Source organism: Catenulispora rubra (assembly GCF_015356825.1).
Classification (GTDB): domain Bacteria; phylum Actinomycetota; class Actinomycetes; order Streptomycetales; family Catenulisporaceae; genus Catenulispora; species Catenulispora rubra.
On record NZ_JAACYW010000037.1, the window covers coordinates 1 to 16,746 of the forward strand.

A 16,746-nucleotide genomic window follows, 5' to 3' on the forward strand; every position below is an offset into this window, starting at 1 on the left:
GTTGAGGATGGGTCTGAATCGGACCGACACACGGACTCGAATGAGACCGCCTCCGAAGATTAACTCAACCCTCGAGTGGTCCCGACTCAGGCCGTCACAGCGGGTCTGCGGCAAGCCGCCCTAGCCAGCTGCTCCAATGGCAAGGCCAGTGATAGCAGCGCCTTGAAGAAGGGCCAGAACAGCCTGAACGGCGACTCGTCCGCATCCGGATCCGAGCCCACCTACGCCATCGGGCTCGAAGCCCCGCTGTCCGGGCAGTACGCCGGGCTCGGCGTCAACGTGCAGTACGCCGTCCAGGTCGCCGTCGACCAGGCCAACGCCTCCAACAGCTTCGGATTCAAGGTGAAGCTGATCAACGGTGACGACCTGGGCGACCCCGCCAAGGCGCCGGCCGCGGCCACCTCGCTGACGCAGGACCCGGCCGTACTTGGCGTCATCGGCCCCACGTTCTCCAGCAGCGTCCTGGCCACCGCCAAGATCTACGGCTCCGCGGGCCTGGCGTTCATCACTCCGTCGGCGACGAACTCGTCCCTGCAGGACCAGAGCTTCGCCGCGTTCCACCGGATCGTGCCGGACGACAACGTCGAGGGCTCCCAGGCCGCCGACTGGCTCCAACACCGCGGGGTGAAGAAGCTGTTCGTGCTGCAGGACTTGAGCGCCTACGGCAAGGGCGTAGCGGACACCGTCGCCGCTGAGGCGCACAAGGACGGTGTTTCCGTCACCGAGCAGGGCCTGGACGCCCAGACGACGACCAACTACAACCCGATGGCCCAGACCATCGTGTCCAGCGGAGACGACGCGGTCTTCTACGGCGGCTACGACGCACAGGCCGCGCTGCTGGCCAAGGCCCTGCAGTCGGCCGGTTTCAAAGGCATCGCGGTCGGCGGCAACGGCATCAAATCCAATGTGTTCACCACGGGAGCCGGTACGGCCGGCAACGGGTGGTACATGACCTGCGGATGCCAGGACGCGACCGTGGCACCCCAGTCCAAGGCGTTCGCCGCCGCGTATCAGAAGACGTTCAACACCCCCGCGTCCACCTACTCCCCGGAGTCCTACGACGCCGCCAATGCGCTGCTCACCGCGATCAAGGATGCCGCGGCCACAGGGGCGCCCACTCGAGCCGGTGTCGAGGCCGCCCTCAACGCGATCGACTTCAAGGGCATCACCAGCGAGATCAAGTTCCAGTCCGACGGAGACGTCGCAGCCTCCGTGCAAACGGTGAACCTCTATCAGCAGCGCGACGGCGCGATCACCGAACTCGGCAACGTCAGATCTGAGAACTGATCCGGCGGTCGGCGGGCCGCGTGGGGCCCGACCCGCCGACGCCGACGCCGACCACCAAGGCCGTAGCGCCGACAACCCGAGGAGTGGAACGTGACGTCGGAAAACTGGTTACAGGAGTTACCACAGAACCTGGTGCTCGGGCTCGAACAGGGGAGTCTGTACGCACTGGTCGCTCTGGGCTACACCATGGTCTACGGCGTGCTCCAGCTGATCAACTTCGCAAACAGCGAAGTGTTCATGTTCGGCGCGTTCGGAAGCTTCCTCACGGTCAACGCCATCCTCGGCAACTGGCACCTCACCGGCGCCTGGATCCCCATGTCCCTGCTCGCGGGCATGCTCAGCGGCGCAGCGTGTGGAGCGGGCGTCGCCTGGTTGCTGGAGCGGGTCGCCTACAAGCCGCTGCGCCGCCGGCGTGCGCCAGGTGTCGCCTTCCTCATCAGCGCGATCGGCGCGTCCCTGTTCCTGTCCAGCCTGGCCGGCAAACTGTTCGATCGGCTTCCCAACAACGCCTTCCCCGGCACCACCGGCGGAGACCGCACCTACTTCGACCTCTCCCACAACCTCATCAGTTCCGGCCACTTCCACGTGCAAACGATCGAGGTGCTCGTCGTCGGCGTCGCCGTCGTCGTCATGTTCGGCCTCGACCGGCTGGTGAACAGGACCAAGCTCGGCCGCAGTATCCGCGCCGTCGCCGAGGACGCCCCCACCGCCGCGCTCTTGGGCGTCGACATCAACCGGACGATCTCCCGCACCTTCGTCATCGGTGGGGCGCTGGCCGGCATCGCGGGCTTCATGTTCGGGGCCGCATTCGGGGTGAGCGCGACCATGGGCTTCGCACCCGGTCTCAAGGCGTTCGCCGCTGCGGTGCTCGGCGGTATCGGCAACGTCCGCGGCGCCATGCTCGGCGGTCTGCTGCTCGGCGAAGCAGAGGTCCTGATCACGAATCTGAGCTTCGTCGGCGCACAGTGGACCAATGCCATCAGTTTCATAGCCCTGGTCCTCGTGCTCATCGTGCGCCCGACCGGCCTGCTGGGCGAACGTCTGGGGCGAGCCGCATGAACACCTCGCCGGCTCAATACCGAGTTCGTACCAGGGCGCTGGTGCGCCGCCTGACCGCCTGTCTGTTCGGCGGGTTCGTCGCGGCATTGATGGTGGGCCCGCAAGAGGGCTCACAGACCGACTTCGGCCTGTCCTTCCACGAGGCGACACGGCCTATACGGCTGCTGGTCTTCCTGTCGATCGGGCTCGTGGTGTTCGGGCTGGTCACGGCCTGGCCGCAGCTCAAGTCCCAGCTGGACAAGCCCGGATCCGCAGCGATCGGCGCCGGCCTCGTCTTGATCGTCACCGGTATGGGCCTGCTGCGCTGGTACGACCCGGTGGGCAAACTCGGCGCGGTGGACAGCGCTGTCAGCTCGACGTCGGGCGCTCCGCCGCTTGTGGCCGCGTTCTTCAGCCCGGCCGCTTGGGCGCTGGCCGGCGTCGGCGCCGTCGTCGGTCTGGCCGCCGTTGCACGCCGCTCCCGGGTACTGGGCTACGTTCAATGCGCCCTGAGCGTCACGAGTGCGGTGATCGCATTCGTCGCGCACGAGCAGCTGGTCCATTTCGCCGGTGGCATCGACCACTCCTTGGGGGTCTACGCCACCGCGGCGGGCTACCTGGTCCTCGCGTTCGCCGGAGTCGTGGCCGCCCACGCGACCGCGGCGCATCGTTCGACGTCGGCCGGTATCGAACAGTGGCTGACCTGGCGTCCGGGTCTGGTTCCCGCGCTCGCCGGGCTGGCCTTGGGGCTGGTCGCCTTCGCCCAGGCGGCGTGGTTCGCGCCACTGCAGGCCGACACGACCTTCGCCGGTACCGGTGACCTGTTCTCCGGCGCCGGGCTCCCCGGCGTCGCCAGTGCCTACCTGAGATGGCTCGGGCCAGTCCTGTTCGGTATCGCCGGCGTCGCGGCGGTCGCGGGGAGTCTGTTCCGCCTCCGGGTCGTCAGCTGGTGTGCGCTCGCCGGCGCCGCCTTCGGGTTGGTCTTGACGTTCGTGACGCTCTATCACATCGCCGAGACCGGCGCGGAGGTCGGGCCGCAGTACGGCCGCAGGTGGGCCAACCTCGGCGCCGGAGGCTGGGTCGCCTGCATTGCCTTCTTCCTGCTCGGCGTCGCCGGGCTGTTCGCCGGGCATCGGCCGGGGAGCCACGACGGGGAAAGCGATGCTGCTCCAAGCGGGATTGCGGTGCGCAGCAGCGACGAGGTGCGGGAGCGTCCGGCGACCCGCGGCACCCTGATCGGGCTTGCCGCCGCCCTGGTCCTGTTCTACCCGCCCACGCTGCCTTCCAACTGGCAGAACGTCATCGTCACTCAGATCGCCGCATACCTCCTGCTCGCCGTCGGCCTGAATGTCGTCGTGGGCTGGGCGGGGCTCCTGGATCTGGGCTACATCGCCTTCTACGGCATCGGCTCATATACGACGGCTTATCTGACCGGCGCACTGCCGCTCAAACCACCTGGCTGGCTGCACTTCAGCCCGCTGGTGGCCATCCCCTTCGCCATTGCCGCATGCCTCGTCGCAGGTGTCTTGCTCGGTGCGCCCACACTTCGGCTCCGCGGCGATTACCTGGCGATCGTCACTCTCGGCTTCGGCGAAATCATCCAGCTGGTCGCGATCAACAACCCGCACGATCTCACCGGCGGCCCCATCGGCCCTACCGTCCCGCACCCGGTCATCCACGCCGGACCGGTGCACGTGACCTTCGGTTTGGACAACCTTCCCTACTGGTACCTGCTGCTGGCGCTGCTGGTGATCGTGATCGTGTTGTTCGCCCGGCTGGAGGGCTCACGGATCGGTCGGGCCTGGGCCGCGATCCGCGAGGACGAGGTCGCTGCCCAGGCCAGTGGCGTGCGTACCACCAGGCTGAAGCTGCTCGCGTTCGCCATCGGGGCCTCGACCTCCGGCGTAGCCGGCGTCTTCTTCGCGACCCAGGTCGGCTACTTCGACCCCTCCCAGTTCACCTTGCAGAATTCGATCCTCATCCTCGCCTACGTGGTGTTCGGCGGGATGGGTTCGCTCGTCGGCACTCTCGTCGGCGCGGCCGTTCTCACCTGGCTTCCTTACTTCCTGCAGTCTCAGGTGCCCTTGCAGGACACCCAGATGTGGATCGGCGCGCTCGTGCTGGCCATGATGATCTTCCGTCCCGAAGGACTCATTCCCGCCCGGCGCCGCAAGGCCGAGCTGTCGGGCCTGGAAGCGGCTGCCGACCGTGAGGTCGGCGCTGTGCCTGCTCGAGAGGGAATATGATGTCTGAACTCGGCACTCATGCCGGAGCCGCCGGCTCCGAGGTGGTCCTGGAGATCGCCGGCGTCTGTCTCCGCTTCGGCGGTGTGGTCTGCCTCAACGATGTATCGCTGTCGTTGCACCGCCGCGAGATCCTTGCCGTCATCGGGCCCAACGGTGCGGGCAAGACCTCGCTGTTCAACTCTCTGACCGGTGTGTACCGGCCCGGGCAGGGATCGATCATCTTCCACCCCGACCCGGCTCGCGGAGCCGATGGGACAGACCTGATCGGCAAATCGATACCAGCCATCAACCGCCTCGGCATCGCCCGCACATTCCAGAACATCCGCCTGTTCCCAGCCCTCACGACGCTGGAGAACGTCAAGATCTCCGTCGAGGCGCGGCAGCGGTCCGGGGCCTTGTCCGCCATGCTCGGCCTGCCCTGGCAACGGCGCGAGGAGAAGGCCAGCAACCGCGCCTCGATGGAGCTGCTCGACGAGGTCGGGCTCGCGGGAAAGGCCAATGACCTCGCCGGCGGGCTCGCCTACGGCGAGCAGCGGCGGCTGGAGATCGCCCGAGCCCTCGGTACCAAGCCGACGGTGCTGCTGCTCGACGAGCCCGCCGCTGGAACCAACGCGACCGAGAAGCGTGAGCTGGCCGCACTGATCACAGCGATCAACGCACGGCACGGCACGAGCATCCTGCTCATCGAGCATGACATGCACCTGGTCATGTCCATCGCTCACCGGGTGGCCGTCCTCAACTTCGGCGAGAAGCTCGCCGAAGGCCGGCCGGCACAGATCCAACAGAACCCGGCCGTCATCGAGGCCTACCTCGGGAAGCCGGACAACGGGCGACGCCACCGCAGGGCTCGTACTCCTCGAGCCGTCTCGGATACCAACGAACTGGACACCCGATGACTCCACCCGACCTGAGCGCCGACCGTGGCGAGCTCGCCGATCCGCTCCTGACGGTCGAGGAACTCGACGTTCGCTACGGTGCCATCCGTGCGCTCAAAGGCATCAGTTTCGTGGTGTACCCCGGCGAGATCGTCGCCCTCCTCGGAGCCAACGGCGCCGGCAAGACCACGACGCAAAAGGCCGTATCCGGAATGCTGAGCCCCACGACGGGCACCGTCACTTATGACGGTGGCCGAATCGACGGCATCCCCGCCCACGAACTCATCCACCGCGGCATCTGCCATGTTCCCGAGGGGCGCCACGTCTTCCCCCGCATGACCGTCCTGGAGAACCTTGAGATGGGGGGCTACAGGTTCCGGCACTTCGACCGCTCACACCTGGAGGAGATCCTCGATCTGTTCCCGCGCCTGCGCGAACGGCTCAACCAGGCCGCCGGCACCCTGTCCGGCGGCGAACAGCAGATGCTCGCCATCGGGCGAGCGCTCATGGGCCGGCCACAGCTGCTCCTGCTCGACGAGCCCTCCATGGGGCTCGCACCGCTGGTCGTCGAGCAGATCTTCCAGATCATCAGCGAGATCAACGAACAGGGCGTGACCATCCTGGTGGTCGAACAGAACGCAGCCCAGGCACTTGCCCTGGCAGACCGGGGCTACGTTCTGGAAACCGGCAACATCGTGCTTCACGGTACGGCCGATGGGCTTCTGGCCGACCAGGCGGTTCGAGCGGCCTACCTCGGCGAGGAGATCGCCATGCAGTAGGCGCCCATGAGCGGGCCCCGACGACAACGCTGCCGTCGGGTTGCCACGCGGGCCCAGGATCAGCTGACACCCGGTCGGAACGGGCCGGCGTGGGGGTGCATCGGCTCGTCGGCGTTGAGGGCATGTTCGGCTACGGCGTCCATTAAGGACTACTCACAAGAGTGGTGGGCTTGACTTGCGGGAATCGGCCTGTATCAGTTTTCACTGACGCCCTCGGAGGACCCACTCGTCAAATGCGCCGCCGGTCGGAAACGGCGGGCACGCGTGCGGCCGAGTTCGGCACGGGAGCGCTGCTCGATCTGTTCGGCGTCCATTTGATCGTCAGCTGCGCCAGCAGGGCGATCACAGCGGCGGCGAGTGGGACGCTGGCGGGGGAGAAGGTCGTAAGGGTGATGCCGCCAAGCGCGCCGGCGGCGGCGACCCCCAGGAACTGCGCCGAGAAGTGCACGCTCAACGCGGTCGAGCGCTGGCCGGGGGCGAGTAGCACGAAACGGGTCTGCTGACTGATGCCTCCAGACCACCAAGCAGCGCCCAGGATCAGCATCGCCGGGAACAGAAGTACGAGGTTCGTGCCCTGATGCGGCCCGGTGGCGGTCAGTGCGGCTATGGCCACGAGCGCCGAGGCGACGACGGTCAGGATCGTGCGCAGGCTGTGACCCAGATCGAAGCGGGCAAGGACATGGCCGATGAGACGTCCACCGATCAGGCCGCCGGCTCCGAACGTCACCATCAGCATCGCGACTGCGCTGGTTCCTCGCCCGGTTGCCTTGGCGACGACGGGCGAGAGATACGTGTAGAGCGTGTACGCGGCCAGGAACAGGGCGAACGTGGTCGCGGCGGCCCAGCGGATGCCGGGTGAGCGGGCCAGATCGGCACGGCGGGCCGCCCCGGCAGTGGCCGGACGCACGTCCGGTAGCAGTATCGCGATCAGGACGGCGGTGACCACTGCGAGTGCGGTGACGAACCAGAACGCCGCGCCAGCCGAGCGCGGACGCGATGACAGTGCCCAGAGGCGCTCCGGCGGTCAGGGCCAGGGCGTTGCCGGTGGCGGTGACCGCGATGGCCTTGGGCAGTTGCGAGGGTGGAGCCAAGGCGGCGGCGATCCCGGCGGCCGGTGCCATGAACAGCGCGGCACCAGCCGCCGCGACGATCCGCGCCGCCACGAGGACGGCCAGGCCGGGGGCGAGTGCGGCAACTGCGTTGGCGGCCGCGAAAAGCAGCGCGGCGGCGACCAGGAGCCGGCGAGGTGGCAGCACGTGGGCGCGCGCGATGAGTGGCGGACCGAGTATCGCGTAGGCCAGGGCGAACACCGTGACCAGTTGGCCGACCAGGGGAACTGTGGTGTGCATGTCGCGGGCGACCTGTGGCAGGACGCCGGCGATCACGTAGCCCTCAGTACCGACGGTGAAGGTGCCCAGCGCGAGCAGGTAGATCCGTGGGTTCAACATGAGTTCAACGGTACAACAAACGTTAAACCACTGGACCGCGAGGTAGGCTAAGCGTATGCGCGACGCTTTCCACGCCGATCCGGCTGACGTGCCCCTGGCCGCGGCCATGCACGCACTCAGCGATCCGCTGCGGCTGCAGATCGTCGATCTGCTGGCGCGTGAGGGCGAGACGGAATGCTCGGCGATCTACAGTGCGCTGGGTATCAGCAAATCCAACGCCTCGCACCACTTCCGGATCCTGCGCGAGTCGGGCCTGATCTGGCGGAGTCACCAAGGCCGACAGCAAAGCGCCAGACTGCGGAAGGACGAGTTCGACACCAGGTTCCCGGGGCTGCTCGACACCGTGTTGGCCAACATCGAAACACATCCCGCGTTGCAGTGAGGCCCGCGGCTCGTCGGTCGTCGGCGGTGGCCGTCGACGACGGCGTCACCGGCGCTCGGGGCCCACATAAACCGCCCGCGGCCGCAGCGGGCTGTTGCGTTCGTATTCCTCGAGCGCGTGTGCCAGCCACCCGGCGGTCCGTGCGATCGCGAAGATCGCCTGACCGGCTCCCGGGATCAGCCCGGCAGCCGCGCCGAAGGCGGCCAGAGCGAAGTCGATGTTCAAATCCGGCAGGCGCCGAGCCGATCTTTCGGCGATGAGGGCCTCGGCGACGGCCAAGCGCTCGTTGTCCGGATACGACGCGCGGACGAGGTCCATCAGGGCCGTTCCGCGAGCGTCGCCTGATTTGTAGACGGTGTGGCCCAGGCCCGGGATGCGTTCGCCGCTGCGCAGCCGTTCGGCGATCACGCGTGGAGCATCGGCGGGGCTGCCGGCGGCGGCGAGCATCCGCTCGGCTCCCAGCGAGGCGCCGCCGTGCATCGGGCCGGTGAGGACGCCGAGTCCGGCCATGACCACGGCGTAGGGGTCGGCGTGGACGGAGGCCGCGACACGTGCGGCCAGGGTTGAGGCAGCCAGTTCGTGGTCGGCGAGCAGGATCATGGCGGCTTCGAGCGGGGTGGTCTGTGTCGGTGCCGCCGGCGACAGCTTCGGCCACAGCGCCGAAGCGATGCTGCCGGTTTGTCTGTCGCGCGCTGCCCGGCTGTACACCCGCTTCGATCCGTCGGCGTTCGGCAGTGCCTCGATCATCCCTGCGATCAGCAGCCGGCCGGTGGCCGTGACTGCTTCGGGCTCCAGGCGGAAGCGGCTCGGGTCCGAGACGGCGTGGGCCGCGACGTCAGGGCGAGCCGGTCGATGGGTAGGGCGTCCGACGCCAACCCCGACGAGGCGGTGCGAACCGCGGTCGCGGCTACCGTGGCATGGCACACGCCGCACGGACACCGCCGCTTCGACGCCGCCGGTCTCCGGCGAAGGTCGGTCTCGGTCGGTCGACAAGACCGAATCCGCCGTCTTTCGCGGTGGCCTGACGCAGCAGGTTGACGGTGCGCTGACAGCCATCATGGCGTTGATCAGAATGCCACGGTACGTCTTTCAAGCACTCGCGACGTGCCTCTGAGCGACCGAGCCGCACCAAGCTGGCGCGACCCGGCCGTCAGTCAACCCGGCAGGCCCTCGAGCGTCTACTGAGGGATGACGCCTCGCCGTGAGTGGAGTTCGCGGCGAGGCGTCATCGGTTCCTTCAACAAGACGCGATTTTGCCGGGAGGGGCGAAGTCGATCGTGCAGAGCTTTCCGCCGTTTGCGCCGAAGAGGTCGACCTTCATGGGGCCCGATACCTGATTCGGCTGTGTCTTGTCTGCGGCTGTGGTGATTGGTTCGGGCGTGAAGAACAGCAGGCCGGCTTGGCCCGAGGCTGCCTCGACGATCGTAGCGACGTGGGTCGTGCCGTCGCCGCCGGTAACGGTCGCGAGCGTTGGCTTTATGTCGGAGAGCGTCATTCCGTAGACGTAGCCGTTGTCTCCGGGAGCAGACACGAAGCCATTGCCCAGCGTCTGAACAGGCGCGGTCTTGGAACCCGCGGTGTTGCCGGCGTTAGGGGTCGTGCCGTAGTGCTGGAGAGGCGGGTTCTTGGAACCCGTGGTGTTGCCGTAGGTCGGCGTGTTGGGGTAAACCAACCCGGTAGGGGGCGTCTTGGAGCCCAGGGTGTTGCGGTCCTGTGGCGTGTTGCCGTCGACCCACTCGAAAGCATGGCCGGGGGCGCAGTCCCCGGTCTTGAAAGTGGGGCCGTTCGGAACGGTATTGGTGACACAGAGATACTTGTCCGTGAACCAGATGGTTGTGCCGGACGAACCGGGCACGGTATAGCGCTGGCCGGGCGACAACTTGATGACGGGTGACTGCTGTCCGTTGGTGACGTCGGCGTTCTTCCCTCCCGCAGCCGCTGAGTCGGCTGCGGAGCTTGATCCGCTTATCCCGCCGACCGTCAGCACGGCTCCGGCTGCGATGCCGACTGTTGCCAGCGCCGCACCGGACAACGTCAGCTGGGTCCTGGTCTGCTTCCGTCGCGCGCTGGCGATGACGGCTGCAGGGGAAAGCGTCGGGTTGTACTCATCGCGGTAGTCCAACGCCGCGATGATGGCGTCTTCTTCTGCGGTTTCCATGTGTTAGCTCTTCCTGTCCGAATACAGCAGTGTCAGGACTTGCGAGCCGCGCAGTCTGGCGAGCGCCCGGTGCATCGTGCTCTTCACCGTGCCCTGGGATATCCCCAGCTCTGCGGCCGTCTGCGCCTCGCTGAGATCGGCGTAGTAGCGCAGCACCACCACCTGCCGCTCCCGTTTCGTGAGCTTTGCCAGGGCATCGAGCACGACCATCCGCTGTGAATGCTCATGCGCGAAGTCGTATGCCGTGGCGCGCTCCGGTACATTGCCGAGCTGCTCCCGGTCCCGGTACCGTCGCCACCACGTCTTGTGCTGGTTGACGAGGATGGTCCGGATGTAGGCCATGGGATTGTCCGACCGGATACGGTTCCAGCGCGGATACGCCTTCTCCAGCGCCGCCTGCGCGAGATCCGCCGCGCGGTGCGGCTCACCGCTGAGCAGCTCGGCGATGTGGATCAGACGTCCGCCATTCGCCGCGACGAACGCTGTGAAATCGGCGTCGAGTTCCTCGCGGCTGAACCCGCGGGTGCGACTCAGGTTTTCGATCTCGTTTTCCACATCACTTAGAGTCTGGCGACCCGGCAAAAGGTTCTGGACCCAGCCGAAAAATTCGGGTGCCCGGCTGAGGTGCCCGGCTCGGCGGGCAGGACTCAGGGCCGACCTGCAAGAGCCAGCACAATGTGGCCGATGAGTCGAATTGTTCGGTCGTTGACGGGCTCGCAGCAGACTGACGCATGCTCGGTGAATGGCAGCCGGCCACGGCAGGACTATGTCCGGGCCGTGGCCGGATCGCGTGCGGGCAACGGCCTACCGCGTTGGCATCGGGGCCATGGCGTCATCGTCCCCAGACGGGCCCGGAGACTGGGCAGCGGCGTGCTCGCGGCTGAGGGCTTCGCCCTCCACATCGACGTGCGGCAGCACTCGGTCGAGCCAGCGCGGCAGCCAGGCGACCTTGTCGCCGAACAGTGCCAGGACGGCGGGAACGAATGCCAGGCGGACCACGAAGGCGTCGAACAGGACAGCGATGGCCAGCCCGAACCCGATCATCTTGATCATGGAGTCCTCGGCGGTGATGAAGCCGGCGAACACGGAGATCATGATGAGGGCGGCAGCCACTACGACGCGGGCGCTGTAGCGGAAGCCGGTGGTGATCGCCGCGCCGGCCTCGCCTCCGTGTACGTAGGCCTCCCGGATCCGCGAGACCAGGAAGACCTCGTAGTCCATGGCCAACCCGAACACGATGCCCACCAGGAAGATCGGCATAAGGCTCATGATGGGGCCGGTTGTGGTGACTCCCAGCAGGCTGGCACCCCATCCCTTCTGGAAGACCGCGACCACACACCCGAGCGCGGCGAGTACCGACAGCAGGAAGCCGACGGCGGCCTTGACGGGGATGACGATGGATCGGAACACCACCAGCAGAAGCAGGATGGCCAGGCCCACCACGACGACGAGGTAGGGCACCAGCGCGCCCTGTACCTTCTGGGCGACGTCGATGTTCAGCGCGGTGGTCCCGGTGACCTCGAACACCGAGCCCGGAGCGGCGGCCTCGATCGCGGGACGCTCGTTGCGGATGGCGTGGACCAGGTTCACGGTCTGCTTGCTGGTCGGCGAGTCGGCTGGGACGGCGGAGAAGACCGCGGTGTCGCCCGCAGTGTTGAACCGCGGCGTCGAGACCGAGACCACTCCCGGAGTGGCGGCGATCCGCTGGCTGATCGTCGCCACCACGGCCTTGGGATCGCCGGCGCCCTTGGCGTCCACCACGATGCTCAAGGGACCGTTGAAGCCGGGGCCGAATCCCTTGGCGAGGTCGTCGTAGGCCCGGCGCTCGGTGGTGGAGGTCGACTTCGCCTCGTCTCCGGTCTGTCCCAGTTGCAGGCTGAGTATCGGCAGGGCCAGCACCACCAGTGTGGCGACCGTGCCGACCAGAACCGGCACCGGGTGGCGCCGGACGAAGCCGGCCCACTGGCTGCCGCGGTTGCCTTCCACGCCCTGGACACGCCGCCCGGTCTTCTTGTAACGGCGGGAGAGCACCGCGCGCGACCAAAAGCCGGTCAGAGCCGGGACCAGGGTCAAGGCGATCAGTACCGCGATGATCACCGCTGCCGCGGCCGACAGGCCCATCTTGGTCAGTAACGGGATGCGGACCACCGAGAGTCCGGCCAGCGCGATGACGACGGTGAGTCCGGCGAACACCACAGCGGAACCCGCGGTGCCCACCGCCAGGCCGACTGCTTCCTCGGTGGGGTGTCCGTTGGCCCGTTCCTCCCGGTAGCGCGACACGACGAAAAGGGCGTAGTCGATTCCGCAAGCCAGGCCGAGCATGGTGGCCAGCGTTCCGGTCGAGGAGGAGAGTCCGAGCGTGCTGGCCAGGGCCGTGATGCCGGCCATGCTGACGCCGACGCCGATGAGCGCGGTCAGCAGCGGCAGCCCGGCCGCGGCCATCGATCCGAACGTCACCAGCAGCACAACCGCGGCGATCAGAATGCCGATCGACTCGCCGGCCCCGCCCGCCGCTGGCTGCTTCGCCAGCGCGGTTCCGCCGATCTCGACGGTTAGGCCGGCATCCCGTGCCTGCTGTGCGGCGTTGGTCAAGGTGGTCTTGGTGGCATCGGTCAGACTTTTCGGCTTCACCGTGTAGGTGATGGCTGCGTACGCGATCGTGCCGTCCTTGCTGACCGCGTCCTGTGTCTGGAAGGGATCGACGACGGTGGCGATCTGCGATCCGCCGGACACCTCGCTGACCGTCTTCTCGATGGCGGCCCGGTTGGCGGCCGAGGTGACTTGCTGCCCGGCGGGCGCGACGAAGACGACCCTGGCGTTCGCGCCGTCTGCCTGCGCGCCGGGGAAGCGCTGCTGCATCAGGTCGAAGGCCCGCTGGGACTCGATGCCGGGCGTCGAGAATGTGGTGTCCGGCGCCGCGGGGGCGGTGACGGCGCCGAAGCCCACGGCTACCAGCACCACCACCCAGGCCAGCAGGACCAACCAGCGTCGCCGGTAGGCGAGACAACCCAGCCGATACAGCAACGTCGCCACGGCGGACTCCCGGTCTCAGGGACTGCTCCAGGACGTTGCGACACCCCTCCCGCCCTCATGCTCCTGGCAGCAATCCGGCTGTTGAGAGCACGATATGCACGAATTGGGAGTGCCGCCTCCGCAGGTAGTCCGCTTCCTCCCCTGAATCCCGTATGGCTGGTCCTGGTTTCGGGACTGGCGCACTCTCTGCCCCGTCGTACTGATGGTGCGGGGGAGTCCCGCTACGAGGAACGTCGGGCGGCGGTCTTCTCCAACAGGTTCTGCAGGGCGCGTTGCTCCTCCGGAGTGAGCGGAGCCAGAGGTGAGCCTTCGGCGAGGAGTTCGAGAAGCCGTTCGCGCAGGGTGCTGCCCTCAGCGGTGAGGACGAGGTGCTTGGCGCGTCGATCAGTGGGATGTGCGCGGCGTTCGACCAAGCCCAGCTTCTGATTAAGGAAGACCTCTACAAGGAAGCGGCGTGATCCGCGCGACGATGATCCGCGCCCACGGCATCCTCGCCGAGTGGGGATCAGAAGGTCATCGAGGCCGGGCCCGGACGCCGGGCGAGACCCGCCGGGATCACGCCATCAAGGCTCTCGAAGCCGAGCTTCGGCTGGTCAAAGCCGAACGCGCGGCCGTTCACGGACGTCTCGACGCCGCCGCCACCGTGATCGCCGCGCTGCACTTCGACAACCAAGCTCTCCGCGACCAACTCCACTACCGCGGCGACATCGTTGACCTGCGATCTTGCCGTCAGGACACCGAAACGGCGGACCCATGGCAAAACGCGACCTCCCGGTGAACGGACCGAGCTCAGCGACCCTCTACCTCCGAAATTGGCTGTCGACAGAAAATGTCGACGCACATCGTCGACCAAGTGTGCTATGCTGAACTCGTCAGGCGGAATGCGTCGGCAATGTTTGATCCAGGAGGATCTTGAATGAGTGCAGTTGAACGGCCCGCCCTGATCGAGGTTCAGCGCGGCCACGCCATGATCTCCACCACGCTGACCCCCATGCAGCTGGGTGCGGTTTCGGATGTCGACATGTATGACCCCGACCGTGGCAACGACCCCGACAACGGCTACCAGCGCCGCCCGTCGCGGACCCGCATCGCCCAGGCCGCGGCCTTCTACGGCGAGGGTTCCGAGAAGCGGCAGGGCCGGGTGTTCGACGACCGTCGCGGCCTGATGCCCAACCCGATCATCGCCAACGTGCGTCCCGGCGAGGATGAGACCCCGGAGGGCATCCACCTCGGCGAGTTCCCGACTGGCGTGAACGTCACCTTCTACTCCGACGCGGACCGCACACGCGTCATGCACGCGATCAAGAGCGAGGGCAACGCGACGGCGAACGCCACCGTGCTGCTCAGCGAGGAGGCGACCGCCTGGATCGTCGACGGCCAGCACCGCGGCGGGGCCGTCAAGCTGCTCTCGCCCAAGCGGCTCGGCGACGACTTCCCCGTCCCGGTGAAGTTCATGCTCGGGTTCGAGCGCGCCGAGGAGATCCGGCAGTTCTACTACATCAACTCGCAGGCGAAGAACGTCCCGACCGACCTCACCGCGGAGCTTCTCCAGCGGATGGCCAGGCAGGACGAGGGCGAGGCCGAGTACCTGAGCGAGCGCAAGAACAAGAGCAGTCTCCTGGCGGGTGCCTCCGTCTATGACGCCATGGTCGAGAATACGAGCCCGTGGATGCGCCGCATCCGGCGTCCCAACGAGCCGGCCTCGAAGGACACCTCGATCGCGGTCTCGCAGTTCATCGCCAGCATCGCCCCTCTGCAGACCGCGCAGATGCCGCGGACGCTGACTTCGCAGGAGTGGGCGCGGGTCATCGACGCCTTCTGGGAAGCGATCTCTCGCCTGCTGTCCCAGCCCTTCGACGCGACCGAGCAGCCCGGCGATTGGGTGCTGTTCAAGGCCACCGGCGTCAACACCATGCACCGTGTCCTCGCGGACTGTCTGCCGATCATCATCCAGCGGGGCGCCAAGCTTGCGGATCCCGACCAGTACGAGCAGCTGCTCGTCGACCTGCCCACGCTGTCGGGAATCGCACTCGACCCCACCACCGGCGACGAGCGGCAGATCGACGGCGCTGAGTTCTGGCGGTCCGCGTCGATCGCCTCGCAGTTCACCGGCCGCTACGGCACCGACCGCCTGGTCGGAATGATCCGCGGTCTCATCTCCAAGACCAACAACGCCGTGGAAGTCTGAACGCCGCCGCATAGCGATTGTCGCCTGCATGCTCGGGCAAGCAATGCCACGGCTGGGTAGTATCGGGGAACGGAATCAGGGATCCACGTGCAGGTTCACAATGTCCTGCGGTGCCGTCCCGCTAGCTGGTAGCGTTGCTTGCTCGAGCAAGCATTGCAGCTGGAGGTATGGATGACTACGTCGGTGAACGAGTCCGCGAGCGAGAAGGCCGCCGAACTGTCGAAGCTCGGCGCGAGCAAGGGGGGAATCGCCCGCGCCCGGAGCCTCGACAGCGAGACCCGCAGCGCGATCGCCGCCCGCGCCGCAGCGGCCCGGTGGGGGGACGTCCAGATCGCCACGAACACCGGGGAGCTGAGCATCGGCTCGCTGTCGATCTCCTGCGCGGTCCTGGAGGACGGGACGCGCCTCGTGAGCCAGTCCGCCGTCCTGCGGGCACTGGGACGCAACCCGGACAAGTCCCGGCGCACCCGCGCTGACACGGAGACCAGCCACCCGCCGTTCCTCTCGGCGAATAACCTGCAGCCTTTCATCCCCGACGACCTCCGCGACCTGGAGGCCCCGATCCCCTACCGGGTCAAGGGCGAGAGCGGGCGGGCATGGGGCTACCGGGCGGAGATGCTCCCGCTGGTCTGCGAGGTCTACCTCGAAGCCCGCCGCCAGGACGTCCTTTTCGAGAACCAGCAGGCCACCGCCCGCGCCGCCGAGATCCTCCTCAGCGGGCTGGCCCGTGTTGGCATCGTCGCGCTCGTCGACGAGGCCACCGGCTACCAGGAGACCCGGGCCGCGCGCGAGCTGCAGCTGATCCTGGAGAACTACGTCCAGGCCGAGCTGCGCCCCTGGGTCAAGATGTTTCCCGACGAGTTCTTCAAAGAGATCTACCGTCTGCACGGCTGGGACCTCAAGCCCAACACGACTAAGCGCACCCCGCTGGTCGGGAAGCTGATCAACAAGTTTATCTACGAGCAGCTGCCGCCGGGCGTCCTCGAGGAGCTCCAGCGGCGGAATCCGCGCCTTCCCAAGGGGTATCGCGCCCACAAGCACCACCAGCTGCTGACCCCGGACACCGGGAACGTCCACCTCGACCGCCAGATCTCGACCGTCACCACGCTGATGCGCATCTCCACCTCCCGGTCTGAGTTCGACGAACTCTTCACGCGCGCGTTTCCGCCGGCCCAGGCCCAGATCCCGCTCGTCATCGACATCCCGAAGACCACCGCCTAGCCATCCCTGAACCCCTCACACCGGGTCGGGGAGCGCGAACCCGTCCAGGAGATCCACACCGGTCTCCGACGGGCGCTTAGCATCTCCAGCG

13 protein-coding genes and 2 pseudogenes are annotated in these 16,746 nt (G+C 67.3%); 9 read left to right on the forward strand and 6 right to left on the reverse strand.

All coding sequences use genetic code 11. From position 1 onward, the window contains the following. Window positions 1–162: 162 nt before the first annotated feature. From GWK61_RS13280 to GWK61_RS13300, 5 genes are all read left to right on the forward strand, one after another. On the forward strand, window positions 163–1,287 hold the full coding sequence (locus GWK61_RS13280; protein WP_194908656.1) for a branched-chain amino acid ABC transporter substrate-binding protein: 1,125 nt from the start codon (window positions 163–165) through the stop codon (window positions 1,285–1,287). A gap of 90 nt (window positions 1,288–1,377) precedes the next feature. Beyond that, complete coding sequence (locus GWK61_RS13285; RefSeq protein ID WP_323747546.1) at window positions 1,378–2,346, forward strand: branched-chain amino acid ABC transporter permease; 969 nt, start codon at window positions 1,378–1,380, stop codon at window positions 2,344–2,346. Next, a complete protein-coding gene (locus GWK61_RS56320) occupies window positions 2,343–4,571 on the forward strand; it encodes a branched-chain amino acid ABC transporter permease (protein WP_228562249.1) in 2,229 nt (742 codons plus the stop codon). Before GWK61_RS13285 ends, GWK61_RS56320 begins: the two co-directional genes overlap by 4 nt. Beyond that, complete coding sequence (locus tag GWK61_RS13295) at window positions 4,571–5,467, forward strand: ABC transporter ATP-binding protein (RefSeq protein WP_228562250.1); 897 nt, start codon at window positions 4,571–4,573, stop codon at window positions 5,465–5,467. The genes GWK61_RS56320 and GWK61_RS13295 overlap by 1 nt, the downstream gene beginning before the upstream one ends. Continuing rightward, window positions 5,464–6,225: an ABC transporter ATP-binding protein gene (locus GWK61_RS13300; protein ID WP_194908658.1), complete on the forward strand. Its 762-nt coding sequence runs from the start codon at window positions 5,464–5,466 to the stop codon at window positions 6,223–6,225. The genes GWK61_RS13295 and GWK61_RS13300 overlap by 4 nt, the downstream gene beginning before the upstream one ends. 229 nt (window positions 6,226–6,454) lie before the next feature. On the opposite strand, the pseudogene GWK61_RS60695 reads toward GWK61_RS13300, so the two are convergent. Next, window positions 6,455–7,781 (reverse strand): annotated as a pseudogene (locus GWK61_RS60695) (MFS transporter). Here GWK61_RS60695 and GWK61_RS13310 point away from each other — a divergent pair. After that, window positions 7,729–8,055 (forward strand): ArsR/SmtB family transcription factor, encoded by a 327-nt coding sequence (locus tag GWK61_RS13310; RefSeq protein ID WP_194908660.1) that lies wholly within the window; start codon window positions 7,729–7,731, stop codon window positions 8,053–8,055. The pseudogene GWK61_RS60695 and the gene GWK61_RS13310 overlap by 53 nt on opposite strands. Window positions 8,056–8,100: 45 nt before the next feature. On the opposite strand, the gene GWK61_RS13315 is transcribed toward GWK61_RS13310, so the two are convergent. The 5 genes and pseudogenes from GWK61_RS13315 to GWK61_RS13335 form a co-directional block, all read right to left on the reverse strand. Then, on the reverse strand, window positions 8,101–8,802 hold the full coding sequence (locus GWK61_RS13315; RefSeq protein WP_194908661.1) for a citrate/2-methylcitrate synthase: 702 nt from the start codon (window positions 8,800–8,802) through the stop codon (window positions 8,101–8,103). A gap of 490 nt (window positions 8,803–9,292) precedes the next feature. Continuing rightward, window positions 9,293–10,213: a hypothetical protein gene (locus GWK61_RS13320; RefSeq protein ID WP_194908662.1), complete on the reverse strand. Its 921-nt coding sequence runs from the start codon at window positions 10,211–10,213 to the stop codon at window positions 9,293–9,295. A 3-nt stretch (window positions 10,214–10,216) separates the two neighbouring features. Further along, window positions 10,217–10,768 carry a SigE family RNA polymerase sigma factor gene (locus tag GWK61_RS13325; RefSeq protein ID WP_323747547.1) on the reverse strand — a complete coding sequence of 184 codons (552 nt, stop codon included), beginning with the start codon at window positions 10,766–10,768 and terminating at the stop codon, window positions 10,217–10,219. A 249-nt stretch (window positions 10,769–11,017) separates the two neighbouring features. Beyond that, window positions 11,018–13,246 (reverse strand): MMPL family transporter, encoded by a 2,229-nt coding sequence (locus tag GWK61_RS13330; protein ID WP_194908663.1) that lies wholly within the window; start codon window positions 13,244–13,246, stop codon window positions 11,018–11,020. Window positions 13,247–13,467: 221 nt separating this feature from the next. Continuing rightward, window positions 13,468–13,668, reverse strand: a pseudogene (locus GWK61_RS13335) (winged helix DNA-binding protein); the annotation flags it as partial. 32 nt (window positions 13,669–13,700) lie between these two features. Here GWK61_RS13335 and GWK61_RS13340 point away from each other — a divergent pair. The 3 genes from GWK61_RS13340 (at window position 13,701) to GWK61_RS13350 (ending at window position 16,655) form a co-directional block, all read left to right on the forward strand. Further along, window positions 13,701–14,024, forward strand: a complete 324-nt coding sequence (locus GWK61_RS13340; RefSeq protein ID WP_194908664.1) for a hypothetical protein — start codon at window positions 13,701–13,703, stop codon at window positions 14,022–14,024. Between the two features lie 138 nt (window positions 14,025–14,162). Next, window positions 14,163–15,434, forward strand: coding sequence for a DGQHR domain-containing protein (locus GWK61_RS13345; protein ID WP_194908665.1), 1,272 nt, complete (start codon window positions 14,163–14,165; stop codon window positions 15,432–15,434). A 171-nt stretch (window positions 15,435–15,605) separates the two neighbouring features. Beyond that, window positions 15,606–16,655: a P63C domain-containing protein gene (locus GWK61_RS13350; protein WP_194908666.1), complete on the forward strand. Its 1,050-nt coding sequence runs from the start codon at window positions 15,606–15,608 to the stop codon at window positions 16,653–16,655. The last annotated feature ends 91 nt before the right edge of the window (window positions 16,656–16,746 follow it).

Coding starts and splice junctions, on each gene's coding strand:
- GWK61_RS13315 (WP_194908661.1), bottom strand. CDS start 8,802: ATGATCGAGGCACTGCCGAACGCCGACGGATCGAAGCGGGTGTACAGC.
- GWK61_RS13320 (WP_194908662.1), bottom strand. CDS start 10,213: ATGGAAACCGCAGAAGAAGACGCCATCATCGCGGCGTTGGACTACCGC.
- GWK61_RS13300 (WP_194908658.1), top strand. CDS start 5,464: ATGACTCCACCCGACCTGAGCGCCGACCGTGGCGAGCTCGCCGATCCG.
- GWK61_RS13350 (WP_194908666.1), top strand. CDS start 15,606: ATGACTACGTCGGTGAACGAGTCCGCGAGCGAGAAGGCCGCCGAACTG.
- GWK61_RS13345 (WP_194908665.1), top strand. CDS start 14,163: ATGAGTGCAGTTGAACGGCCCGCCCTGATCGAGGTTCAGCGCGGCCAC.
- GWK61_RS56320 (WP_228562249.1), top strand. CDS start 2,343: ATGAACACCTCGCCGGCTCAATACCGAGTTCGTACCAGGGCGCTGGTG.
- GWK61_RS13310 (WP_194908660.1), top strand. CDS start 7,729: ATGCGCGACGCTTTCCACGCCGATCCGGCTGACGTGCCCCTGGCCGCG.
- GWK61_RS13295 (WP_228562250.1), top strand. CDS start 4,571: ATGTCTGAACTCGGCACTCATGCCGGAGCCGCCGGCTCCGAGGTGGTC.